Here is a 23158-nt window from a genome sequence, read left to right as displayed (position 1 = left end):
TCTGTGCTCGCGGCGTCGTCGAGGACGGCGTCGCCGGTCTCGTCGGCCGGATCAGGGTGTTCTTCTGGAAGGCTCACGATGCCCTAGCTCCTCGGCGGGGATGCCCATGGGGGCGGTTCGCGGGGACCTGTGCCCGGCCGGTGCGCGCACACGGCCGGGCGCGGTCGCTCACGCAGGCAGCCAACGGCGGACGCAGGCGATGAGGTCCTCGGTGTCGACCGGCTTGGTGACGTAGTCACTGGCTCCGGAAGCGAGCGACTTCTCCCGGTCGCCGGGCATCGCCTTCGCCGTGACGGCGATGATGGGAAGCGTCGCGTACTGGGGCATCCTGCGGATCTCGGCCGTGGCGGCGTAGCCGTCCATCTCCGGCATCATCACGTCCATCAGGACGAGGGCGATGTCGGGGTGGTTGACCAGCGTCTCGATGCCCTTGCGGCCGTTGTCCGCGTGCAGCACGTGGAATCCCTGGAGTTCCAGGATCCCGCTCAGCGCGAAGAGGTTGCGCGCGTCGTCGTCGACCACCAGGACCGTACGGCCGACGAAGGCGTCCTCGACGGCCCGGGGCGCACCTGACTGCTGCTCCTCCACGCGGGCCAGGGACGGCACGTCCCCCAGTTCCTCGGCCGACAGGTGCAGGGCGATGCGCTCCCGCAGTTCGTCGAGGCTCGACAGGAACTCCAGGGCCCGGGTGCCGGAGCGGGCCTGGAGTTCCTGCTCCTGCGCCAGGTCCGCGCGGTGGCCGCTGTGGACGAGCACCGGAACGTTCGCGAGGGCGGAGTCGCCCTGCATCGCGTCCAGGAAGCGGGGCGCCTCGCCGCCGGGCATGCCCAGTTCGAGAACGACGCAGTGGCAGGGACCCGCGGCCAGCGCGCTCGCCGCCTCGTGCGCTCCGGAGGCGGTGATGACGTCGACCGTGCCGCGCGGGTCACCGGCGTCCTGGCCGCGGGTGACGTCCGAGACCGCGCTCTCCGCGACGAGGGTCAGCAGTCCGCGCTGCCGCTCCTCGACGACGAGCAGGCGGCGTCGTCGGCGTTTGGCGGGTCCGGCCGGACCCGGGGCCGGGGTGTTCGCCGCGGGTTCCTGCGTGAAGGACGCGTCCGGCGCGGGCTCCAGCACGCGGTCGCCGATCACCAGGTTCTCGAAGTCGGGGCGCGCCACGGGCAGGAACAGCGTGAACGTGCTGCCCCGGCCGGGTGTGCTGTCCACGGTGACGGCCCCGCCGAGCAGATGGGCGATCTCACGGGTGATGGACAGGCCGAGACCGGTGCCACCGTACTTGCGGCTCGTGGTGCCGTCCGCCTGCTGGAAGGCGCCGAAGATGGTCTCCAGATGCTGCTCGGGGATCCCGATCCCGGTGTCCTGCACGCGGAAGGCGACGATGGTGCCGCCGCGGAACACCCCGCTGGGCACCTCGTGGTCGGCCGCCGGTTCGATCCGCAGCTCGACGCCGCCGTGCTCGGTGAACTTGACCGCGTTCGACAGCAGGTTGCGCAGGACCTGACGCAGCCGGGAGTCGTCGGTGAGCAGGTCGGCGGGCGCGCCGGGCGCGGTACGCACGGTGAAGTCGAGGCTCTTCTGGGTCGTCATCGGCCGGAAGGTCGCCTCGACGTACTCCAGGAGCTGGCGCAGCGGCACGACCTCGGGGCTGACGTCCATCTTCCCGGCCTCGACCTTCGACAGGTCGAGGATGTCGTTGATCAGCTGCAGCAGGTCGGAGCCCGCCGAGTGGATGATGCCCGCGTACTCGACCTGCTTCGGGGTGAGGTTGCGGGACGGGTTCTGAGCCAGCAGCTGGGCGAGGATCAGCAAACTGTTCAGCGGGGTACGCAGTTCGTGGCTCATGTTCGCCAGGAACTCCGACTTGTACTTGGAGGCCAGTGACAGCTGCTGGGCCCGGGTCTCCAGCTCCTGGCGCGCCTGCTCGATCTGCAGGTTCTTCGCCTCGATGTCGCTGTTCTGCGCGGCCAGCAGCGAGGCCTTGTCCTCCAGCTCCTCGTTCGAACGCTGCAGCTCGTCCTGCTGGACCTGCAACTCCTCGGAGCGGGCCTGCAGTTCGGCGGTCAGCCGCTGGGACTCGTCGAGCAGTTCGTCGGTACGGGCGTTGGCGACGATGGTGTTGACGTTGACGCCGATGGTCTCCATCAGCTGTCCCAGGAAGTCCAGGTGGATCTGGGTGAAGCGGGTGACCGAGGCCAGCTCGATGACGCCGAGCACCTGGTCCTCGACCATGATGGGCAGCACCACCAGGGCGGTCGGCACCGTCCGGCCGAGCCCCGAGGAGATGGACACGTAGTTCGGCGGCAGCTCGTCGACGGTGATGGCACGCCGGCTGCGCGCGGCCTGGCCGACCAGCGAGCGGCCGAAGGGGATGCGGTCGGGCCGGTCGTCCTCGTCGGGATAGCCGTACGAGCCGACGAGCCGCAGCTCGCTGCCGTTGCCGGTCTCCTCCGCGAGGTAGAAGGCCCCGTACTGCGCGGAGGCGAGGGGTGCGAGCTCGTCCATGATGAGCTCGGCCACCACGGACAGGTCCCGGTGGCCCTGCATGAGGCCGGAGGCCCGCGCCAGGTTGGTCTTGAGCCAGTCCTGCTCCTGGTTGGCCCGCGTGGTCTCGCGCAGGGACTCCACCATGGAGTTGATGTTGTCCTTGAGCTCGGCGACCTCGCCGGAGGCCTCGACGGTGATCGAGCGGGTCAGGTCGCCCTCGGCGACGGCGCTGGTGACCTCGGCGATCGCGCGGACCTGCCGGGTCAGGTTGCCCGCGAGTTCGTTGACGTTCTCGGTCAGGCGCTTCCAGGTGCCGGAGACGCCCTCCACCTCGGCCTGGCCGCCGAGGCGTCCCTCGCTGCCGACCTCGCGGGCGACGCGGGTGACCTCCGCGGCGAAGGCGGAGAGCTGGTCGACCATCGTGTTGATGGTCGTCTTGAGTTCGAGGATCTCGCCCCGGGCGTCGACGTCGATCTTCTTGGACAGGTCGCCCTTGGCCACCGCCGTCGTCACCAGGGCGATGTTGCGCACCTGGCCGGTGAGGTTGTTGGCCATCGAGTTGACGTTGTCGGTGAGGTCCTTCCAGGTGCCCGCCACGTTCGGCACCTGGGCCTGGCCGCCGAGCCGTCCCTCGGTGCCGACCTCGCGGGCCACGCGCGTGACCTCGTCGGCGAACGCGGACAGCGTGTCGACCATCGTGTTGATGACGTCCGCCAGGGCGGCGACCTCACCCTTGGCCTCGACGGTGATCTTCTGGCTGAGGTCGCCGCGGGCCACGGCCGTGGCGACCTGGGCGATCGAGCGGACCTGGCCCGTCAGGTTCGACGCCATCACGTTGACGTTGTCGGTGAGGTCCTTCCAGGTGCCCGAGACCCCGCGGACGGTGGCCTGTCCGCCCAGGTTGCCCGCGGTGCCGACCTCGCGGGCGACGCGGGTGACCTCGTCGGCGAAGGCGGACAGCTGGTCCACCATCGTGTTGAGGGTCTCCTTCAGGGCGAGGATCTCGCCCCGGGCGTCCACGGTGATCTTCTGTGACAGGTCGCCCCTGGCGACCGCGGTGGCCACCTGGGCGACGTTGCGGACCTGCGCGGTGAGGTTGCCCGCCATGAAGTTCACCGAGTCGGTGAGGTCGCGCCACGTGCCCTTGACGCCCTTGACGTCCGCCTGGCCGCCGAGCCGGCCCTCGGTGCCGACCTCGCGGGCGACGCGGGTGACTTCGTCGGCGAAGGCGGACAGCTGGTCCACCATGATGTTGATGGTGTTCTTGAGTTCGAGGATCTCGCCCCGGGCGTCCACGGTGATCTTCTGTGACAGGTCGCCCCTGGCGACCGCGGTCGTCACCTGGGCGACGTTGCGGACCTGCGCGGTGAGGTTGCCCGCCATCAGGTTGACGGAGTCGGTCAGATCGCGCCAGACACCGCCGACGCCGGGCACCTGGGCCTGGCCGCCGAGGCGTCCCTCGCTGCCGACCTCGCGGGCGACGCGGGTGACCTCGTCGGCGAAGGCGGACAGCTGGTCGACCATCGTGTTGACGGTCTCCTTGAGCTGAAGGATCTCGCCCCGGGCCGGCACGTCGATCTTCTGCGACAGGTCGCCCTTGGCCACCGCGGTCGCCACCTGGGCGATGTCGCGGACCTGGGTCGTGAGGTTGCCCGACATGGCGTTGACCGAGTCGGTGAGATCGGCCCAGGTCCCGGAGACGCCCGGTACCTCCGCCTGGCCGCCGAGGGTGCCTTCGGTGCCGACCTCGCGTGCGACGCGGGTGACCTCGGACGTGAACACGGACAACTGGTCGACCATGCCGTTGAAGACGGTGGCGATGTCGCCCAGAAGTCCGTCCCCGTCGTCCGGCAGACGGGTACCGAAGTCGCCGTCCCGTACGGCCGTGAGGCCGGCCAGCAGCTGTCGCAGCTCCTGGTCGCCCGGCGTGCGGTCGACTGTGTCGGTCGTCTGGCTGGTCATGCGCACCCTCGTTCCATGCCTCTTAGGTCCCTGTGCAACCTGTGCGAAAGGGACTCGGAACAACAGGCCCACTGCCGGACCACGTCCTCGTCGGACATCCTGTGGCACGGGACCGCCTGACGAGGAAATACGCCGCAGGCTAACCCGTAAGTGAGGTTGTGAACAAAGTGTGGTGCCAAAATCGCCAAGCCGAGGACAAGGCGGGCCCAAGGCGGGGACAAGCCGAGGCCAGAGGGGTGTCCGGGAAGTCTGAGGGTGCTGTGACGAGGGAGACGCGGCGCCCCCATACGACGGATCACAGGCCGCGGCCGACGGACCCCTGACCGCGGGTCCTGCGGCCCGCGGATCTTACGGTCGGCGGGGTCCACGACCGGCGGGGCCTACGTCCGGCGGGGTTCACGACCGGTGGACCACACGACCGAGCCCGCCGTCGCGGTCCGGTGAGCGGGGGCTCGTGAGGACCTCGACGGCGGGCTCGGTCACCGGCGGGGGGATGCCGGTCGGGGGGGGCTTGGGGGTGTCAGGCCACCGAGGGGTCGAGCAGACCGGCGCGGAGCCGCTTGATGATGCGGCTGATCAGACGCGACACGTGCATCTGGGAGATACCGAGCAGTTCGCCGATCTCGGCCTGGGTGCGCTCCTCCACGAACCGCAGGTGGATGATGCGGCGCTCGCGCTCGTCGAGCTCGGCGACCAGCGGCGCCAGCGAGTGCAGGTCCTCCACGAGTTCCAGCGACCGGTCGTCCTCGCCGATGAAGTCCGCCAGGACGGACTCGCCGTGCGAACCGTTGTCGGAGGTCAGAGCCGCGTCGAGCGACGAGGAGTTGTAGCAGTTCGCCGCCTTGCGGGCCTCGATGACCTCCGCCTCGGGCAGCGACATGAGGTGGGACAGCTCGGCGGTCGTGGGGGCACGGCCCAGCCGCGTCCGCAGTTCCTCCGTGGCCTTCGCCAGCTCGACCCGGGCCTCCTGCAGCCGCCGCGGCACATGGACGGCCCAGCTCGTGTCACGGAAGAAGCGCTTGATCTCGCCGACGATGTAGGGAACGGCGAAGGAGGTGAACTCCACCTCGCGCGTCAGCTCGAACCGGTCGATGGCCTTGATCAGCCCGATGGTGCCGACCTGGACGATGTCCTCCATCGAGTCGCCCCGGCCGCGGAAGCGGGAGGCCGCGTACCGGACGAGGGAGAGGTTCATCTCGATCAGGGTGTTGCGGGCGTACTGGTATTCGTGGGTGCCTTCCTCCAGCACGGCAAGCCGGTCGAAGAACTGCCGCGACAGCTCGCGGGCGTCCTTCGGCCTGACACGTGACGGGTCCTCGATGAGAGGCAGTTCCGTCTCGCTCGTCGTCCCGGCCTCCCGCGCCGTGGCCGTCGCCCCGTCTGCCGTCACGGCTGCCATGCCGCCCACCCCACTCACCGTCGCTGTTGATGACACACGCCGTGTGCCCTGGTTCTCGCGGGTCATGCCACCCAATCCCGAAAGAGATCAGGACCACTGAGGATCTGGCCAGAAGTCGACGCTCCGACACGGTCGGTCCTTGTCGGAGAACTCTCGCACGAGCGCCGGAGAACTCTCGCACGGGCCGGCCGCCGACGGCGCACGCGGGTGGGCGGTACGCACCGGTGGGCCGTACGCCCTTCGACGCGAGGAGGGACGCCGTGCCGCCACCGTGACGTGCCGTCGATTTCGAGACGGGGTGTTTCCTCTCCGGAAGCAAGGGCAGGCGGAATTCGTGCTTCGGACCGGAGGCACGCCCGCAGGAACGGCTCAGCCGACTGCGGTGGCCCTCCGGGATCCCCGGAAGTCATCGTCCCTGCGGCATCCCCTCGCACGCCACTTGTTCAGGAGCGAATCCGCATGAGCATCGACTTGTCGATAAACAGCCCGGAGGAGTCCGTACCTGCCGAGGCGCGGTCCATGTCCACCGCGACGACGACCGCGCCGGGTCCCTCGGCCCGGACCGCCGCGTCGAGGCACCCGCACGACGACGCTCCTGATTCGGCGACCGACTTCGCCCGGCTGGCCGCTCTGGAGGAGGGGCCCGAGCGGGACGCCGTCCGCGACGAGTTGGCGAAGGCCTGGCTGCCGATGGCCCACCGCATCGCCGGCCGTTTCCGCGACCGCGGCGAGAACATCGAGGACCTGCGGCAGGTCGCGGCCGTCGGCCTGGTGAAGGCGATAGACCGCTTCGACCCCTCGCGCGGGGCGTTCGAGAGTTACGCGGTGCCCACCATCACCGGTGAGGTCAAGCGGCACTTCCGGGACCGCATGTGGGCGCTGCGGGTGCCCCGCCGGGTCCAGGAGCTGCGGAACAAGGTGCGGATCGCCCGCCGCGACCTCACGATGAACCCCGGCGCCCCCGAGCCGACGACGGCCGAGATCGCGGTGCACGCCGGGCTGACGGAGGACGAGGTGAGCGCGGGGATGGAGGCGATGGAGAGCTTCAGCACCCTGTCCCTCGACGCCGAACTGTCGTCCGCCGACGACAACTACAGCCTCGCGGACACCCTGGGCGCCCCCGACTCCTCCTACGACATGGTCGTCGACCGCGAAGCCGCGAAAGAAGGACTGCGCCGGCTGCCGGAGCGCGAGCGGAACATCCTGTACATGCGCTTCTTCGAGGACATGACACAGAACCGCATAGCCGACCAGCTCGGCATCTCCCAGATGCACGTCTCCCGGCTCATCACCCGCAGCTGCGCACGGGTGCGGGACGAGGCGCTGGGCGCCCAGGCCCGCCCCGGCCGCGGGGACGCCGACGGCAGGACGGGAGCCGCGTGACGCGGCACCACGGTCCCGACGACGCACGCGCCGCCCCGGCCGGTACTCCCGAACCTGCCGAACCCGCCGAACCCCCTGAGCCCGCCGTGGACCCACGATTAGGTGATCAAGGAGAGAACCGGATGCTGATGCCCCACCCCGCGACCCTGCGCAAGCTCGTGGGGGAGTACGAGGCACTCGTCGCGCACCAGGCCGGGAGCGGCGCGGTGAAGGCGGGCCAGCGGGTGCAGGACCTCGCCTACACCCTCTGCGTGTCGACCGGCACCCGGGACGTGGACCTGGCACTGAAGAAGGCGCGCAGCCACATCGCCGCCGCGGAGGGTTCACTGACGCCGCTGCCCCTGCGGCCCGCCGCGCCCGGTTCCGCCGAGGTCCGTGACGTGGGCCGGGTCCGTGACGCGGGCGAGGTCCATGGCGTGGATGAGGCCGTCGCATAACCCACCCCCTCGACCACCCCCTCGACCCATCCCTCGACCCATCCCTCGACCCACCCTTCGGGCCGGTCGCACCCTGGTGCGACCGGCCCGCTGTGTGCATGGGACACACTTGAGTGACGAGGGAACGTCCGTGCGACGGCGTAGGGTGGGCCCCGGGGTGAGACCGGTGTACCTGAGGGACAGCAAGGACAATTCGTCGTCGATGCCGCCGTCGGACGACGGCGAACCGACGCGAACCGTCCGGCTGGCGGCACACCCGGCGCACGCCGCCGACAGGAGCGCCGACGTGACCACGACGGCCACCGAGCCGACCACCGGCGCGCCCTTCGTGCACCCCGCGCTCTTCTACCGTGACGACCGGGAGTACTTGGGCGGCACGGTTCCGTTCATACGGGAAGGGCTGACGGCCGGAGAGCCCGTGGCGGTGGCCGCGCCCGCCGCGCGGCTCGAACTGATCGAGGCGGCACTTGGCCCGGCGGCCCAGGCGGTGCACCTCGTCGACATGACGTCGGCAGGCCGCAACCCCGGCCGGATCATCCCGTCGGTGCTGCGGGCTTTCGCGGACGCCCGGCCGGGCGTCCGCGTCCGGATCATCGGCGAGCCGATCTGGCCCGGCCGCACCGTCGTGGAGTACCCCGCCTGCGTCCAGCACGAGGCCCTCATCAACGAGGCGTTCCGCGGCCGTGAGGTCACCATCCTGTGCCCGTACGACGCCCGGTCCCTGCCCAGGGACGTGCTCGCCGACGCCCATGCCACCCACCCCGTCCTCATCACCGGGGGACGTGAGCGGCCCAGTGCGGCGTACGACCCCGAAAGGGTGCTCGCGCGCTGCAACGAACCGCTGTCCGCCCTGCCCGGCGCGGCGACCTTCCGCTATGACGCACAAACGCTGCCGGCCGCCCGTGACTTCGCACTCGCTCAGGCGCGGGAGCGGGGGATGAGCACGGTCCGTCTGCAGGATCTGGCCCTGGTCGTCGCCGAACTGACCACGAACAGCGTCGTGCACGCGGGTGGCACGGGGACGCTGCGCCTGTGGGCGGAGAACGAGCAGATCGTCTGCCAGGTACAGGACTTCGGGCGGCTGGCCGACCCCCTCGCGGGCCGCCGCCCCGCACCCGCCGGCCAGATCGGCGGCCGGGGCCTGCTGCTCGTGCACTACCTCTCGGATCTGGTGCGCCTGCACACCGGCGACACCGGCACGACGATCCGCAGCTACGTCTCCCGCGTCTGAGGCACGCGGAGCGGCAGACCGAAGCACGCGAAGGCAAACCGACGACGCATGCGAAGACAGGCCGAAGCACGCGAAGGGGCCCGGATCCGTCATGGATCCGGGCCCCTTTCGTGTCGCAAGGCCTGCTATCGGGCCCCGTCCTCGTGCGCCGAGCGTGCCGCCTCGGTCTCGGTGTGGGTGCCCGCCGTGGCGAGGTCACCACCGGAGCTTTCGAGGTGCGCGCGCACGAACCACTGGAACTGTTCGAGGGAGCGCAGCTGCTCGATGAGGAGGTCCTCCGTCACCGGGTCGAACTTGCCGACCTCGGCCAGCGCGGCGCGGTGGCTCTCGACGATGCCCGTGTAGACCAGGTCGAGGGCGCCGAGATGGGCGATCGCGTCCGCGCGCCCGACGTCGTAGTCGTCCCAGGTCCGCTCGGCGACGAGGGCGCCGGGAGTCCCCACGGGTACCCCGCCCAGCGCCGAGACCCGCTCCGCGGTGTCGTCAGCCATGGCACGGACCCGGTCGACCTGCGGGTCGAGCATTTCGTGGATGGCGATGAAATGCGGGCCTACCACATTCCAGTGAATGTGCTTCAGCGTGAGCGAGAGGTCATTGAGTGCGTGCAGCCGCAGACGGAGCAGTTCGATAAGCTTCCCGCCGTCCTGGACGCTGAGTCCGGGAACGGTGTACTTGGGTTCGGTTCGGGACGACGTCATTCCTTTTTCCTTCCTGGGAGTTCGCTGTGCGAGATGGTGGGCGCGACGGCCGGTGTCCGAGCGCTCGCGGCCCTCCTACCAGCGGTACCAGCGTCCGCGGCGGCCACCGGAGGCGGTCGGACGCACCACGAAGCCGAGCAGCCAGACGACCAGCACGATGACCGCGATCCACCACAGCGCCTTGAGCGCGAAACCCGCACCGAAAAGGAGAAGAGCGAGCAGAAGAACAAGAATGATGGGAACCATTGTTATCAACCTCCAGGGCTTCTGGTTCCCTGCTTCCCTGGTGGTACGCCTGCTCTTTTCACGGCGGTGCGCCTTTCTCGTAGCGAGCCGCCGCGCGTCCTTTTGCCGACCGTGTGCGGCACGGCCCCCGCGGGCCCCACGAGGGCGCCGCGCGAAAATCGCCGGGAATGCGGACCCGGCAGGAGGGTATTGGCTGCCCCAGGAGGACGGCGGGCGGCGCACACCGGCCGCGGTGCTCCGTTCGCAACTCGACCATGGGAAGGAAGCAGCGACGTGACCACCGACAGAATCTGGTCGTACGCACCGGCCAGCGGATACGCGGAGGGACTGCTGCTCACGGGGTTCACGGTCGCGGCGTCCGACGGGACCATCGGGCACGTGGACCGGCAGGTGGACGAATCCGGGATGCGGCATCTGATCGTCGACACCGGTGGCTGGGTGTTCGGCAGGAGTGTTCTGATCCCCGTGGGCCTGGTCACCTCCATCGACCCGGAGGCCCAGGAGATCAAGGTGGCGTGCACCGAGGACGAGGTCAAGGCCGCGCCCCGGTTCAGGACCGACCGCGAGACGCTGGACCCCGGGTATCTCTCCGGAGTCGGCCACTACTACCGGGGCCTGCCGCCACGACGGACGACCACGTCCTGAGCCGGCGTGACGCGTCTGCTGCAATGGATGGGGATCCAGCGGGAAGGCGGATCCCGAAGGGGCGCGGACCGAGGAGACAGCGATGACGCCGATCAGGACCGCGCAGCCACTCGTCCCCGCGACGAGGCGCAGGTGATGGCGATGCCGGGGACGGTGACCGGTCCGCGCAGCCGCTCGACGGCTCCGGACCGGCACCGGGCATCGAAGAACCAGAGTGCAGGGACACGACGCATATGGACCGAACCGACACGACCGCCCTCGCGTCCGCGGCCAGTCCGCCAGAGGTGACGTCATGGGCCCCGGGCCCGAGCCCAGCCCCGGCCGCCGCCCCGGTCACGACCGCGGCGACGGCGCCGGCCCCCGTCACGACCGCGGCGACGGCCCGCGCGTACGCACGCGACGTGGTGCTCGAACAGTGGAACAACGCCGACCGCACGGCGACCGAGGCGGCGCTCATCGATCTCTCACTGGTCGTCTCGGAGCTGGCGGCGAACGCCGTCCGGCACGGGGGCGGGCTGGCCGGGTTCGAGGTGACGCCCACGCCGGAGGGTGTGCGGCTGGCCGTGCACGACAACAGTGACGTCGTCCCCGCCGCCGCCTTCGGCGCGGGAAGCCTGCCGACGAAGCACCACGGCAACGGTTACGGCTGGCCGGTCATCATCCGGCTGGCCCGTGACATCGCCGTCGACCTGCGTCCGGGCGGCGGCAAGACCGTCAGCGTGCTGGTGCCGCTCGTCTGAAGGACGTCACCGGCACCTCACCGGCACGGCCACCCCCACGCCGACGGCCTCGGACGATTTCCGTCCGAGGCCGTCCTGAGTCGCGTGCTTCCGGAGTTGCGTACTTCCGGGCGGCGGTCCTCACCACGGCAGGAACACGTGGATGTCCTTGCCCTTGTCGGTCACCACCACGCTCACCTGGTCGCACAGCGTGTGGATCAGATGCCAGCCGACACCCCCGTCACCCCGGCCGGGATGGAACGGGCGGGGCGCCGGCGGAGTCGTGCTGGTGTCGCGCATGGTCACGTGCACGCCGTCGAACGTACGCCGCAGGCGCAGCTCGAACGGGCCCGGCGCGTACTGCACCACATTGGCCGCCAGCTCCGTGACGACCAGCAGGATGTCGTCCCAGTGCTCGGGTGCGGCCGGTGGTGAGGTGCGCGTGAGCGCAAGGAGGAACTCCTCCGCGGCGAGTCGCGCGCCCGTCACATTGGGCAGCTCGCCCGGGAAGGTGGTCGTCCGGGTGTACATCTCCTCAGAAGGCAGTTTGTCGTCCCAACGCGGCTCGGTCGCCATTGCGCCTTCCCCAGCCCACTCCCCACAGGGCTGTGCTGATCCTGTGCTTCCACCGCTGCTGCTTCCCGTCGGCGAGGGGTCTACTCGTCCGGGTCCGGTGGGGATGGTAGGTGAACCGGAACGCAGTGGTCTCTGATGATTCCTGTGTGATCGGCGAGTACCACGATCGGACCGACTCATGGGTGCCGGGCCGCCGCTGATTCACGCGTCTGATTCGGCCGGGCCGGGGCACACGGAGGTCGGGGACGGGAGCCGCTCCCGTCCCGTGACCGGAAAGAGGAGAATCCGTGCTCGGCATAGCAGCTGCAGTCCTGTTCTTCATCGCGTTCCTGATCAACGCCGCGGACATCTCGACCAATGACACTTTCACATCGACGAACGTGATGCTCATCGGTCTGACGGTGCTGGCGCTGCACGTCGCCGGGGTGGGCACCGGGTGGGGGAGCAGGAGCCGCAGGCGGTGAGGTGCGAGACACCGCCAAGGCTCGCACACAGCATGAGAACGGACCGCATGGCGACTTCCCGTCGCCGTGCGGTCCGCGCGTCGTGGACCGCCTGCCCCTGGCCGCTTGACCGTCTGACCGGTCATATCCAGGTGTCGAACCACATCCTGGAGTGCCAGTCGGGGTACGGGATCGTCGCCCCCGTGTAGATCGGGAAGAAGTAGACGAAGTTCCATACGATCAGCAGCACCACGGCGCCCACGGCGACCGTGCCCAGCGTGCGGCGCCTGCCGTCCGTCCCCGGAGGCCCCACCAGCGCGCCCGCCGCCATCGCGACCGCCAGGCACAGATACGGCACGAAGACGACCGCGTAGAAGGCGAAGACCGTACGGTCCTGGTACTGGAACCACGGCAGATAACCCGCGGCCACCGCGCACAGCACGGCCCCCGCCCGCCAGTCGCGGCGCATGGCCCACCGGAAGAGCAGATACAGCAGCGCCAGACACGCGGACCACCACAGCAGCGGGGTGCCCAGCGCGAGGACCTCCTGGGAGCAGCCCGAGGCCGTGCGGCAGCCGTCCTGGACGAAGTCCGTCTCGTAGTGGTACGCCACCGGACGCCCCTGGACCAGCCAGCTCCAGGGATTCGACTCGTACCGGTGCGGTGAGCTGAGCCCCACGTTGAAGTCGTAGACCCGGCTCTCGTAGTGCCACAGGCTGCGCAGGGAGGCCGGGATCCACGACCACGGACCCCCGCGGCCCTCCGCCCAGTGCCGCCCGTAGCCCCCGTCGGACAGGAACCAGCCGGTCCAGGTGGCGAGATAGCCGGCCACGGCAACCGGCACCACGGAGAGCACCGACCAGCCGGCATCCCTGTGCAGAACGGTGAGGTACGGCCGATGGGCCCCGGCGACACGGCGTGAGCCGACGTCCCACAGCAGGGTCATGACCATGAAGAACGCCAGGAAGTAGAGGCCGTTCCACTTGCAGGCGGCGGCCAGACCGAGGAGGAGCCCGGCCGCGAAACGCCATGGCCGTACACCCGTGCCCGTCTGCTCGGCCGTGTACGCGTCGGGGCCCGCGAAGCCGTCCTCGTCCACGGGCAGACTCGCCGCGAGACGGGCCCGCGCCCGGTCCCGGTCGATGAGGAGGGCCCCGAACGCCGCCAGCACGAAGAACATGACGACGAGGTCGAGCAGCGCCATGCGGCTCATCACGAAGTGCAGGCCGTCCAGGGCCAACAGCAGTCCGGCCAGACAGCCGAGCGCCGTCGAGCGGAACAGCCGGCGGCCGATCCGGCACAGCATCAGCACCGACAGCGTGCCGAGCAGCGCCACCATGAAGCGCCAGCCGAACGGGTCGAAGCCGAACATCCACTCGCCGACGGCGATCACCCACTTGCCCAGCGGCGGATGCGCGACGAACGCCCCGGCGTCGGAGAGCGGGATCACCTGAGGGTCCGCGAGAACCTGCGGGTCGGCGACCTTGCGGTCCGGCCAGGTGCCCTCGTAACCGAGCCGGAGCAGTGACCACGCGTCCTTGGCGTAGTACGTCTCGTCGAAGACGAGGCCTCGGGGGCGGCCCAGATTCCAGAAGCGGATCGCTCCCGCGAGGACGGCCACCAGGAGCGGGCCCAGCCAGCCCGTCGCCCGCGCGACCCGGTGCGCCGCCACCGGGCCGAGACCGAGGGCTTCGCCGAAGCGGGTGCCGGGTTCCGGGAACGGCGGGACGAGGACGTCCCGGGTGTCGGTGCGCGGGCGCGCCACGAACCCGAACCGGCGCAACCGCTCCGCCCAGACGCCGGGCTCCGGCTGCACGGTCTCTGTACGCGCGTCGGCGTCGGAGCCGGCTGCGATGCCCGGCTCCGACGCGGTGTCACTGGTCACCCGGCCATCGTAGGGAACGGGATCACGCGCAACGCGGCGGCTAGCCCGCGGGGTTGGACACCTCCGTGACCTTCCAGCGCTGGTTGGCGCCGGAGTTGGGTGTCCACAGCGTCACGGCCGCGCCCTCGTTCGTGGCCTGGCCGCCGACTTCGAGGAGCCGTCCGGTGGCCGCGTTGACGAGGGTCCAGGTGCCGTCTCCGGTCGACGACATGATCCACTGGGTGGCCCTGTCTCGTGGGCCGGTGTCCGCCTCCAGCACCGGGGCGCCGTCACGGACGGCCAGCCGCTTGCCCTCCACGGGGTTGCTGAACACGTACCGCTGCCGGTTTCCGGTGTCGCCGGAGATCTGGCGCAGCTTCCACTGCTGACCAGGCGCGTCGGCGGTCGCGCTCCTGATGACGAGGCCCGTGCCGTTGTCGGCGACGGTGAGCGCCTTGCCGCTCTGGACGCCGGTCAGCGCGTAGGAGCGGCCCTTGCGCAGTTCGGCGGCGTCCTTGGCGACCCCCGAGACGCCCTTGACCAGGAAGGAGGTCACCGACTGGGCGGGCACGGTGACGGTGGCCCTGCGGTCGCTCACCTTGACGGCCTCGCGGCGCTCCAGCTTGCCGTCGGCGCTGGTCACCACGGGGGTGACGGTGGCGTCGCGGCCGACCTTGCCGAACTTCGACAGATCGACCGTGACCGTACGGGCCTCGGTGGTGCTGTTGACGTGGACCACCGTCGCCCGGTCGCCCTTCTTGGCGACGGCGGCGGCGCTGGACGTGTCGTCCGTCTTGATCAGGCGGTCACCGGGCTTGATGTAGTGCGTGAAGTTGCGGGCCGTGTCGAACTTGGTGTTCGTGTAGATCGGGCACGACTTCAGAGTGTCCTTCGAGGTGCAGCTGAACGAGAGCTGGATGCTGCCCCAGTTGCCGCCCTTGGCGGACTCGCCGCCCGGCTTCATGTTGTCGTAGTCCTCGACGGGCTGCCAGAACACCCAGGCCTTGGGCTCCAGTTCCCGCAGGTCGTCGACGATGCGCTGGGCGAGGCCGAGGCCCGGACGCATGTCCGTGAAGCTCTGCCCGTCGCCCCAGTCGCCCTCGACCTCGCTCTGCCACAGCGGCTTGTCGGCCGCCTTCGCCAGGTCCCGTACGGTGGTGCGCTGGCCGGTGCCGTAGGTGTGGACGTTCAACTGGCCCACCAGGTCACGCACTTCCTGCGGGTAGGTGTTCCAGTTCGTCGCGAAGATGGACGGGTTCGTCTCGTCCATCGCCGAGATCTCCGCCTTGGCCTTCGCCTTCTTCAGCGCCGGGGCCAGGGCGGCGATCACCTTCTGCTGGAGCTCGGGGCCGATGTGCGCCCCTTCCTGACGGCCGCCGACGGGCTCGCCGTCGGCGCCCAGCCGGGTGCTCCAGTAGTTGGTGTTGGGCTCGTTGAACGGGTCGATCGTGTCGACCTCGATGCCCTCGGCCTTCTCAAGCCGCCTGGTGGCACCCGCCAGATAGGCGGCGAAGTCGTCGACGGACTCCGTCTTGAGCTGGTCCTCGGTGGCGTCGAAGCCGCCGGACACATAGCCGCTCTTCGTCATGAACCAGGGCGGGGAGTTGCTGAAGGTCTCCCAGTGGTCGATGTCGTCCTTGATCCGGTCGACCCACCAGCGCTGGGTGGCGTCGGCGTCCTTGTTCCAGTCGGCCGGGTCGTCGGCGCTCCACCAGTCGGTGTCCTCGCGGGTGGTGCCGGCCGGCGCCTGCCACCAGCCCTCCACCGCACCACCGGCCCGCAGATAGTCCTTGACGTCCGGGGCGTTGCCACCGCCGATGTTGTACCGGGCGATGTTCAGCGCCAGCCCGTCGTCCCCGAAGAGGAGCTTCGCGAGCTTCTCGCGTATCTCCTTCGGATAGCTGCCGGTCACGTTGGCGAACCAGACCAGGCTGGTGCCCCAGCCCTCGAACTTCTGCTGTTCGTACGAGGGGTCGGGCCGGACGGTGACCGACGGGGTGTCCGCCGCCGGGGCCTGCGCGGTGGACGGGGGCGCCAGGGTGAGGGCGGCCCCGGTGGCCAGCGCGGTGAGTCCGGCGGCTCCGAGGAGACGTCTGCTGCGGGTACGGCGTGCCATCGTGTGCTCCCAACTGAGGTGTGGGTCGCTGCGCGGTGGACCTCCCGCCCGTCGGGCAGGAGGGAACGCCCCCGGACGGACGCGGTGCCGTCCGAGGATTCCGTCGTGCGGGGAGGACCGGGTGCTCGGAGTGCCGGTCGTCGGGCACCCGGTCCGGCGTGCTCAGGCCGTGCGCTGGTGCAGTACGGCGACGCCCCTCGGCCCCAGGACGAGACCGCCGCCGGTGCCGGTGCCGCCGACCAGGACCTCTCCGGCGAGACCCGTCAGGGCCACGTCCTCGTCGGTCCGGTTGACCAGGAACAGGAAGCGGCCGCCGGGCCCGCGGCGAACGGTCTGTTCGACCGATCCCCGTGCGTCGGCGGGCAGTTCGCTCTCGACGCCCGCGGGTCCGAGCAGCGCGGGCAGCAGCCCGGCGAGCCCTTCGGCACCGAGCCGCGTGGAGACGTACGCGGCCGAGCCCTGGCCCACGGCACGGCGGGTGACGGCGGGCCGCCCGGCGTACGCACCGCTGCGGTAGTGGGCCAGCACGTCGACCGAGGGGTCGGTGACGTCGATCCGGTCGGTCCACAGGGTGCCCGTGGCGTCGCCGTCCAGCTCGACGGAGTCACCGTCGAGCAGCGGCCCGAACTCCTCGATGCGGATACCGAGCAGTTCCCGCAGGGCGCCGGGGTGACCGCCGAGCCAGATGTGGTCGTTCTCGTCGACCACGCCCGAGAAGTACGTGGTGACGAGGTGGCCGCCGGCCTCCGCGTACCGCGTGAGCTCCTTGGCGAGCGGGGCCGGGACCACATGCAGTACCGGGGTGATCAGGACGTCGTACCGGTCCAGGTCGGTCGTGGTGGTCACGACGTCGGCGCGGACGCCGAGGGTGTGCAGCGCCGAGTACCAGTCCAGGGCCTCCTGGCGGTAGTCGAGGAGCGCGGAGGGGTGCGAGTCCTGCTCGCTCGCCCACCACGAATCCCAGTCGTACACGATGCCCACGCGGGCAGGTTCGCGCTCGGAGCCCGCGACCGGTGCCAGCGCCTTGAGGGTCTGCCCCAGCTCGACGACCGCGCGGAAGACCTCGCTGTCGGCGCCGGCGTGCGGCACCATCGCCGAGTGGTACTTCTCGGCGCCCGCGGCCGACTGGCGCCACTGGAAGAAGCAGACGGCGTCGGCGCCGTGCCCGACATGCAGCAGCGAGTCGCGGGCCAGGTCGCCGGGCCGCTTGGCCACGTTGACGGGCTGCCAGTTGACCGCGCTGGTGGAGTGCTCCATCAGGAACCACGGCTGTCCGCCCGCTATCCCGCTGGTGAGGTTGGCGGAGAAGGACAGCTCGTCGCGGTCCTGCGGGCCCGGGTGGACGTAGTGGTCGTTGGAGACGAAGTCGATCTCGCCCGCCCAGTCGGGGTAGTTCATGCCCTTGGTGTTGCCCATCACCATGAAGTTGGTGGTGACCGGCACACTCGGCGTGATCTCCCGCAGCACCTCCCGCTCCGCGATCAGGTACTCCTTCAGCGCGTCGGAGGAGAAGCGCTTGAAGTCGAGCTGCTGTGTGGGATTGGGATGGGAGCCGGCCAGCCGGGGCGGCAGGATCTGCCCCCAGTCGCTGTACCGCTGCGACCAGAACGCCGTGCCCCAGGCGTGGTTGAGGGCGTCGAGGGTGGTGTAGCGGGCGCGCAGCCAGTCGCGGAAGGCGTGGGCCGCGTCGTCCGAGTAGTCGTAGATGTTGTGGCAGCCCAGCTCGTTCGAGACGTGCCAGGCCACCAGCGCCGGGTGGTTCGCGTACCGCTCGGCGATCGTCCGTACCAGGCGCAGCGCGTGGTCGCGGAAGACGGGCGAGGTGGGGCGCCAGTGCTGGCGCGCCCCCGGCCACACCGTCTCGCCGGAGGCGGTCACCGGCAGGATCTCCGGGTGCGCGGTGGTGAGCCAGGGCGGCGGGGAGGCGGTGGCGGTGGCCAGGTCGACGCCGATGCCGCCCGCGTGCAGGAGGTCCATGACCTCGTCGAGCCAGGCGAAGTCCCACTGGTCCCGGTCCGGCTGGATGCGGGCCCAGGAGAAGATCCCCACGGACACCAGGTTGACGCCGGCCTCCTGCATCAGCCGGACGTCCTCCTCCCACACCTCGCGAGGCCACTGCTCGGGGTTGTAGTCGGCGCCGTACGCGAGTCGCGGGGTGCGGTCACCGTCCGGCCCGTCCAGCTGGGACAGGAGGGTGGAGATCATCGTGGTCCTTCCGGGGTTTCACTGGGTCCCGCCGTCGCGTTCCCGGCGGACGGGAACGCGACGGCAGGACCTGGGGGAGGCGTCGGGGGCTGGGCTCGTCTACTCGACGGTGAAGCCCTGCTCCTTGCCGTACTTGACGGAGGCGTCCTGCCAGGACTTCAGGCCGTCGGTGAGCTTGGTGTTGCCGACGTAGGCCTTGCCGACGGTGTCGTTGAAGATCGAGTTGGCGTACTGCTGGAAGGGCAGGTACGACCAGTCGTCCGCGACGTTGGCGGCGGAGTCCGCGAAGATCTCGTTGGCCTTCTGGCCGCCGAAGTACTCGAACTCGGTGTTGAGGAACGAGTCCGCCTGAAGCTCCGCGTTGGTAGCCGGGAAGGCGCCCTCCTTGACTCGGCTCTGCACACCGGCGCCGGAGTTGGCGTACTCGACGAAGGCGTAGGCCAGTTCCTTGTTCTTGCCGAGCTCGGGCAGGGTCAGCGAGCTGCCGCCGTTCTCCGCGCTCGCCTTGTCGCCCTTGGTCCAGGCCGGCATGGGGGCCGCGCGCCAGTCACCGGCGGCGTTCGGGACGCCGGTGACGAAGTTGGCGGGCATCCAGGCACCGCTGGCGAGGGTGGCGATGGTGCCGTCGCCGAGGCCCTTGTACCAGTCGTCGGTCCAGCCGTTGATCGGCGCGACCAGCTTCTCGTCGATCAGCTTCTGCCAGGTGTCGGTGAACTTCTTGGCGCCCGCGTCGGAGAAGTCGACGCTCACCTTGGTGCCGTCGACCTTGTACGGGCGTGAACCGGCCTGCCACAGCATGCTGGTGGTGAAGCCCGCGTCGCCGGCGTCGTTGGCGATGTAGACCTTCGGGTCGGCCTTGTGCAGCTTGCGGGCCGCCTCGACGTACTCGTCCCAGGTGGTCGGCACCGCGATCTTGTACTTGTCGAAGACCTTCTTGTTGTAGTACAGCGCCATGGGGCCCGAGTCCATCGGCAGGCCCCAGACCTTGTCACTGCCCTGGGTCACGGCGTTCCACGGACCGGCGGTGTACTTGGACTTCAGCTTGTCGGCGCCGTAAGGGGCCAGGTCGCTGAGGCCCTTGGTGAGGGCGTACTGACCCAGCGCGAAGTACTCGACCTGCGCGACGTCGGGGACGCCCTTCTCGGCCGAGATGGCGTTCGACAGCGCGGTGTAGTGCTTGTCGCCCGACCGCTCGGCGACCAGGTTGATCTTGACCTTGGGGTACTTCTTCTGGAAGTCGGCGGCGACCGTCTTCAGCGTGGGCTCCCAGGCCCAGACCGTGACCGAGCCACCCTTCTTGAGGGCTGCCTGGACGTCACCGGCGGAGACCGGCTTCGAGCCGGAGCTGTCGTCGTCGGAGCCACCGCAGGCGGTCGCGCCCAGGGCGAGGACGGAGAGGACGGCGAGGCCGCGCATCAGGCGGCTGGTCGTTCTGCGCATGGAGATGCTTCCACTTCTTCGTGGGTGGGACAGGGTGAGGGTGGAGGTGCGGCTCAGGGGGGTGGTGGCCTGTGGGCGGGTCATTCCTTGACGCTTCCGGCGGCGAGGCCCGACTGCCAGTACTTCTGCAGCAGCAGGAACGCGGCGATCAGCGGCACGATGGTGAGCAGCGAACCGGTGATCACCAGGTTGAAGATCACGTCGCCGCCGATCGTCTGGGCCTGGTTGTTCCAGGCGTCAAGACCCAGGGTCAGCGGGTACCAGTCCGGGTCCTTCAGCATGATCAGCGGCAGGAAGTAGTTGTTCCAGGTCGCGACCGTCGTGAAGAGCAGGACGGTCACGATGCCGGGAGCGAGCAGCGGCAGGGCGACCGTGAAGAAGGTGCGCGCCTCGCCCGCCCCGTCGATCCGCGCGGCCTCCAGCAGTTCGACGGGGATCGCCTCGGTGGCGAAGACCCACATCAGATACAGACCGAAGGGCGAGACCAGCGAGGGGATGATGACCGCCCACGGGGTGTCGGTCAGTCCCATCTTGCTGAACATCAGGAAGGTCGGCACCGCGAGCGCGGTGCCCGGCACGGCGACGGCACCGATGACCACGGCGAACACCCCGCGCTTGCCGGGGAAGTTGAACTTGGCCAGCGCGTAACCGCCCAGGATCGCCAGGAAGGTGGCGCCGCCCGCCCCGAGTCCTACGTACAGCAGTGTGTTCAGCAGCCATCGGACGAAGATGCCGTCGTGGTACGTGAACGTGTCGCGGATGTTGGACCACAGGGCGAAGTCGTCGGCGAACCACAGTCCGGACGAGTCGGCGAGCCCTTCCTGGGTCTTGGTCGCGCTGATGACCAGCCAGATCAGGGGCACCACGGTGTAGACCAGGATCAGACCGGTGAGCACGGTCAGTAGGACGCTGCGCTTCGGGCGCCCCGCGGAGTGCTCACGCCGCTTGCGCAGCCGGGGCACACCCTTGGTCGTACCGGTGGCCGGAACGGACGCGGACGGGGAGGCGGAGGTGGCGGAACTGCTCGTGCCGCTCATGCTGCTCATTGCTGGTCACGCTCCCTTGCGCATGCCGCGAAGCTGCACGACGTAGGCGATGACCATGGTGATCAGCCCCATGATGATGGCGACCGCCGCGGAGTAGTTGTGCTGCTGGCCGTTGAAGGACAGCGAGTACGTGTAGAAGTTCGGGGTGAAGTCGGTCGTGATGGCGTTGCGGGCCAGCGGCCGCAGGATGCTCGGCTCGTTGAAGAGCTGGAAGCTGCCGATGATCGAGAAGATCGTCGCGATCACGAGGGCGCCGCGGATCGCGGGGAGCTTGATGGCGGTGATGACCCGGAACTGTCCGGCGCCGTCGATCTCCGCGGCCTCGTAGAGGGAGTTCGGGATGACCTTCAGCGCGGAGTAGAAGATCAGCATGTTGTAGCCGATGAACTCCCAGGTCACGATGTTGCCGATGGAGGCCAGCACCAGGTCGCTGGAGAGCGGGTCGGGCAGGGTGACGCCGAACGCGCTGTTGATGTCACCCACCAGCCCGTACTTGGTGCCGTACATGAAGCCCCACATGAGGGTGGCGACCACGGCGGGCACGGCGTACGGCAGGAAGATCGTGATGCGGAAGAAGTCCGTGCCGTAGAGCCGGCCGCTGTCCAGCGCCAGGGCGATCAGCAGGCCGATGAAGAGCATGATCGGTACCTGGACGGCGAGGAAGAGCGAGACCCGGCCGAGCGAGTCCCAGAACCGCTCGTCCTGCAGCGCCTGCTGGTAGTTGTCGAAGCCGACGAACTGCGTGCCGCCGATCAACTGGTCCCGGAACAGGCTGAGATAGATCGAGTACGCGATCGGTGCCAGGAAGACGAGGGCGAACACGGCCACGAAGGGACCGATGAAACCCCACCCCGTCCATGAGCGGCGGTCACCCTGTGCCGGAGGCCGTGACTTCCGCGGCTTGGCGGCCGCCGGCGGTTGTAGCGTCGTCATGTCGTTCCTCGCTCGTCCCTCTCGCGAAAACCCGGCGTCCCTGCGCCGATGATGTTTGCGTAAACACGAAGGCCCTCGAAGGCCCGTGGCCTGTTATGTTTACGTAAACATCTGATGGCGGCATGTCTACACTGCCCCGTTGACGGTGGTCAAGGGTCATTTGAGGAAACTACGGTTCCGCACGACGCAGGACACGACGAGGGGGACGGGTGGACACAGCGGACAGCGCCTCGGCGAGCAGGCCGCAGGCCGCGGCGCGTACCAGGAAACGGGCTTCCCGCCGGGCACCGAGCGCCTCCATGGCGGACGTGGCCCGGCTGGCGGGCGTCTCCTCGCAGACCGTCTCGCGTGTCTCCAACGGTTACGCGGGGGTGAACGAGGAGACCCGTCAGCAGGTGCTGGAGGCCATGCGCGAGCTGGGCTACCGGCCCAACAGCGCCGCCCGCGCCCTCAAGCGTGGCGAGTTCCGCACCATAGGCGTGATCACTTTCGGCCTTTCGACCACCGGTAACGTCCGCACCCTGGAGGCGATCGCCACCTCCGCCGCGCACGAGGGCTACGCCGTGACGCTGCTGCCCGTCGCCGTGCCCACCCAGGACGAGGTGCGCGGAGCGTTCTCCCGGCTGGGGGAGCTGGCCGTCGACGCCGTCATCGTCATCCTGGAGGTGCACCTCCTCGACGCGGTGACCCTCTCCCTGCCGCCCCACATCAAGGTCGTGGTCGCGGACTCGGACGCCGGTGACCGGTACACGGTCGTCGACACCGACCAGGCGGGCGGCAGCCGGGACGCCGTCCGGTACCTGCTCGGCCTCGGCCACGAGACGGTCTGGCACCTGGCGGGCCCCGAGGAGTCCTTCGCGGCCCAGCGCCGGGCCGACGCCTGGCGCGCGGAACTCACCGGGGCGGGCCGCGCCACGCCCCCGCTGGTACGGGGCGACTGGTCGGCCGAGTCCGGCTACCGGGCAGGCCTCGAACTGGCCGGACAGCCGGACTGCACCGCGGTGTTCGCCGCCAACGACCAGATGGCGCTGGGCCTGCTGCGGGCGCTGCACGAACGGGGCCGGTACGTGCCCGACGACGTCAGCGTGATCGGCTTCGACGACATCCCGGAGGCGGGCTCCTTCCTGCCGCCCCTGACCACCGTCCACCAGGACTTCGCCGAGGTGGGGCGGCGCTGCGTCGAGGGTGTGCTGCGGCAGATGGGCCAGGACACCCCGGAGCACGGCACGACGCTGGTGCCGACGCGGCTCGTGGTGCGGGACAGCGCGGGGGCGCCGCGGTCGCGGTAGGCCACGGGCCTCATCTGCGACGGGCCGCTGTGCGACCGCTGC

At 69.8% G+C, this 23158-nt stretch carries 18 protein-coding genes; 7 read left to right on the top strand and 11 right to left on the bottom strand.

Going from position 1 to position 23158, the window contains the following annotated elements; all coding sequences use genetic code 11:
- Positions 1-168: 168 nt before the first annotated feature.
- Together C6Y14_RS16150 and C6Y14_RS16145 are read right to left on the bottom strand one after the other, a co-directional pair.
- Positions 169-4446 (bottom strand): HAMP domain-containing protein, encoded by a 4278-nt coding sequence (locus C6Y14_RS16150; protein ID WP_107017347.1) that lies wholly within the window; start codon positions 4444-4446, stop codon positions 169-171.
- A gap of 520 nt (positions 4447-4966) precedes the next feature.
- On the bottom strand, positions 4967-5845 hold the full coding sequence (locus C6Y14_RS16145) for an RNA polymerase sigma factor SigF (protein ID WP_107017418.1): 879 nt from the start codon (positions 5843-5845) through the stop codon (positions 4967-4969).
- 519 nt (positions 5846-6364) lie between these two features.
- Here C6Y14_RS16145 and C6Y14_RS16140 point away from each other — a divergent pair.
- From C6Y14_RS16140 to C6Y14_RS16130, 3 genes are all read left to right on the top strand, one after another.
- A complete protein-coding gene (locus tag C6Y14_RS16140) occupies positions 6365-7228 on the top strand; it encodes a SigB/SigF/SigG family RNA polymerase sigma factor (protein ID WP_107017417.1) in 864 nt (287 codons plus the stop codon).
- Positions 7229-7350: 122 nt separating this feature from the next.
- Positions 7351-7665 carry a DUF5133 domain-containing protein gene (locus C6Y14_RS16135; protein ID WP_107017346.1) on the top strand — a complete coding sequence of 105 codons (315 nt, stop codon included), beginning with the start codon at positions 7351-7353 and terminating at the stop codon, positions 7663-7665.
- 157 nt (positions 7666-7822) lie between these two features.
- A complete protein-coding gene (locus C6Y14_RS16130; protein ID WP_225891111.1) occupies positions 7823-8896 on the top strand; it encodes an anti-sigma factor RsbA family regulatory protein in 1074 nt (357 codons plus the stop codon).
- 125 nt (positions 8897-9021) lie between these two features.
- Here the strand turns inward: C6Y14_RS16130 and C6Y14_RS16125 are convergent, their stop codons facing one another.
- On the bottom strand, positions 9022-9594 hold the full coding sequence (locus C6Y14_RS16125) for a Dps family protein (RefSeq protein ID WP_107017344.1): 573 nt from the start codon (positions 9592-9594) through the stop codon (positions 9022-9024).
- Positions 9595-9669: 75 nt separating this feature from the next.
- A complete protein-coding gene (locus C6Y14_RS16120; protein ID WP_107017343.1) occupies positions 9670-9840 on the bottom strand; it encodes a hydrophobic protein in 171 nt (56 codons plus the stop codon).
- Positions 9841-10113: 273 nt separating this feature from the next.
- Here C6Y14_RS16120 and C6Y14_RS16115 point away from each other — a divergent pair, with 273 nt between their 5' ends.
- Together C6Y14_RS16115 and C6Y14_RS16110 are read left to right on the top strand one after the other, a co-directional pair.
- Positions 10114-10485 (top strand): hypothetical protein, encoded by a 372-nt coding sequence (locus C6Y14_RS16115; RefSeq protein WP_107017342.1) that lies wholly within the window; start codon positions 10114-10116, stop codon positions 10483-10485.
- 233 nt (positions 10486-10718) lie between these two features.
- A complete protein-coding gene (locus C6Y14_RS16110) occupies positions 10719-11225 on the top strand; it encodes an ATP-binding protein (protein ID WP_107017341.1) in 507 nt (168 codons plus the stop codon).
- A gap of 120 nt (positions 11226-11345) precedes the next feature.
- Here the strand turns inward: C6Y14_RS16110 and C6Y14_RS16105 are convergent, their stop codons facing one another.
- Positions 11346-11780: an ATP-binding protein gene (locus tag C6Y14_RS16105; RefSeq protein ID WP_107017340.1), complete on the bottom strand. Its 435-nt coding sequence runs from the start codon at positions 11778-11780 to the stop codon at positions 11346-11348.
- A gap of 287 nt (positions 11781-12067) precedes the next feature.
- On the opposite strand from C6Y14_RS16105, the gene C6Y14_RS44535 reads away from it, so the two are divergent.
- Complete coding sequence (locus C6Y14_RS44535) at positions 12068-12244, top strand: hypothetical protein (RefSeq protein ID WP_189767463.1); 177 nt, start codon at positions 12068-12070, stop codon at positions 12242-12244.
- A 121-nt stretch (positions 12245-12365) separates the two neighbouring features.
- Here the strand turns inward: C6Y14_RS44535 and C6Y14_RS16100 are convergent, their stop codons facing one another.
- From C6Y14_RS16100 to C6Y14_RS16075, 6 genes are all read right to left on the bottom strand, one after another.
- Positions 12366-14108 carry a dolichyl-phosphate-mannose--protein mannosyltransferase gene (locus C6Y14_RS16100; protein ID WP_107017339.1) on the bottom strand — a complete coding sequence of 581 codons (1743 nt, stop codon included), beginning with the start codon at positions 14106-14108 and terminating at the stop codon, positions 12366-12368.
- A 40-nt stretch (positions 14109-14148) separates the two neighbouring features.
- Positions 14149-16203 carry a glycoside hydrolase gene (locus C6Y14_RS16095; RefSeq protein ID WP_107017338.1) on the bottom strand — a complete coding sequence of 685 codons (2055 nt, stop codon included), beginning with the start codon at positions 16201-16203 and terminating at the stop codon, positions 14149-14151.
- A gap of 162 nt (positions 16204-16365) precedes the next feature.
- Positions 16366-18408, bottom strand: a complete 2043-nt coding sequence (locus C6Y14_RS16090; protein ID WP_107017337.1) for a beta-galactosidase — start codon at positions 18406-18408, stop codon at positions 16366-16368.
- 99 nt (positions 18409-18507) lie between these two features.
- Positions 18508-19848: an ABC transporter substrate-binding protein gene (locus C6Y14_RS16085; protein WP_107017336.1), complete on the bottom strand. Its 1341-nt coding sequence runs from the start codon at positions 19846-19848 to the stop codon at positions 18508-18510.
- An 80-nt stretch (positions 19849-19928) separates the two neighbouring features.
- Positions 19929-20885 (bottom strand): carbohydrate ABC transporter permease, encoded by a 957-nt coding sequence (locus tag C6Y14_RS16080; RefSeq protein WP_107017416.1) that lies wholly within the window; start codon positions 20883-20885, stop codon positions 19929-19931.
- Positions 20886-20900: 15 nt separating this feature from the next.
- Positions 20901-21827 carry a carbohydrate ABC transporter permease gene (locus tag C6Y14_RS16075; RefSeq protein ID WP_107017335.1) on the bottom strand — a complete coding sequence of 309 codons (927 nt, stop codon included), beginning with the start codon at positions 21825-21827 and terminating at the stop codon, positions 20901-20903.
- Positions 21828-22036: 209 nt separating this feature from the next.
- Here C6Y14_RS16075 and C6Y14_RS16070 point away from each other — a divergent pair, with 209 nt between their 5' ends.
- A complete protein-coding gene (locus tag C6Y14_RS16070) occupies positions 22037-23116 on the top strand; it encodes a LacI family DNA-binding transcriptional regulator (protein ID WP_404828795.1) in 1080 nt (359 codons plus the stop codon).
- Positions 23117-23158 lie beyond the last annotated feature (42 nt).

Source organism: Streptomyces dioscori, from assembly GCF_003024195.1.
In the GTDB taxonomy this organism is placed as follows: Bacteria; Actinomycetota; Actinomycetes; order Streptomycetales; family Streptomycetaceae; genus Streptomyces; species Streptomyces dioscori.
The sequence above is the reverse complement of the archived record's forward strand: the minus strand, read 5'-3'. Positions and strand labels throughout refer to the sequence as shown.

What these genes read in the sequence shown, in the direction of transcription:
- C6Y14_RS16135 (WP_107017346.1), top strand. Translation starts at nt 7,351, where the DNA reads ATGCTGATGCCCCACCCCGCGACCCTGCGCAAGCTCGTGGGGGAGTAC.
- C6Y14_RS16150 (WP_107017347.1), bottom strand. Translation starts at nt 4,446, where the DNA reads ATGACCAGCCAGACGACCGACACAGTCGACCGCACGCCGGGCGACCAG.
- C6Y14_RS16125 (WP_107017344.1), bottom strand. Translation starts at nt 9,594, where the DNA reads ATGACGTCGTCCCGAACCGAACCCAAGTACACCGTTCCCGGACTCAGC.
- C6Y14_RS16080 (WP_107017416.1), bottom strand. Translation starts at nt 20,885, where the DNA reads ATGAGCGGCACGAGCAGTTCCGCCACCTCCGCCTCCCCGTCCGCGTCC.
- C6Y14_RS16075 (WP_107017335.1), bottom strand. Translation starts at nt 21,827, where the DNA reads ATGACGACGCTACAACCGCCGGCGGCCGCCAAGCCGCGGAAGTCACGG.
- C6Y14_RS16090 (WP_107017337.1), bottom strand. Translation starts at nt 18,408, where the DNA reads ATGATCTCCACCCTCCTGTCCCAGCTGGACGGGCCGGACGGTGACCGC.
- C6Y14_RS16085 (WP_107017336.1), bottom strand. Translation starts at nt 19,848, where the DNA reads ATGCGCAGAACGACCAGCCGCCTGATGCGCGGCCTCGCCGTCCTCTCC.
- C6Y14_RS16105 (WP_107017340.1), bottom strand. Translation starts at nt 11,780, where the DNA reads ATGGCGACCGAGCCGCGTTGGGACGACAAACTGCCTTCTGAGGAGATG.
- C6Y14_RS16140 (WP_107017417.1), top strand. Translation starts at nt 6,365, where the DNA reads ATGTCCACCGCGACGACGACCGCGCCGGGTCCCTCGGCCCGGACCGCC.
- C6Y14_RS16120 (WP_107017343.1), bottom strand. Translation starts at nt 9,840, where the DNA reads ATGGTTCCCATCATTCTTGTTCTTCTGCTCGCTCTTCTCCTTTTCGGT.
- C6Y14_RS16110 (WP_107017341.1), top strand. Translation starts at nt 10,719, where the DNA reads ATGGACCGAACCGACACGACCGCCCTCGCGTCCGCGGCCAGTCCGCCA.
- C6Y14_RS16095 (WP_107017338.1), bottom strand. Translation starts at nt 16,203, where the DNA reads ATGGCACGCCGTACCCGCAGCAGACGTCTCCTCGGAGCCGCCGGACTC.
- C6Y14_RS16145 (WP_107017418.1), bottom strand. Translation starts at nt 5,845, where the DNA reads ATGGCAGCCGTGACGGCAGACGGGGCGACGGCCACGGCGCGGGAGGCC.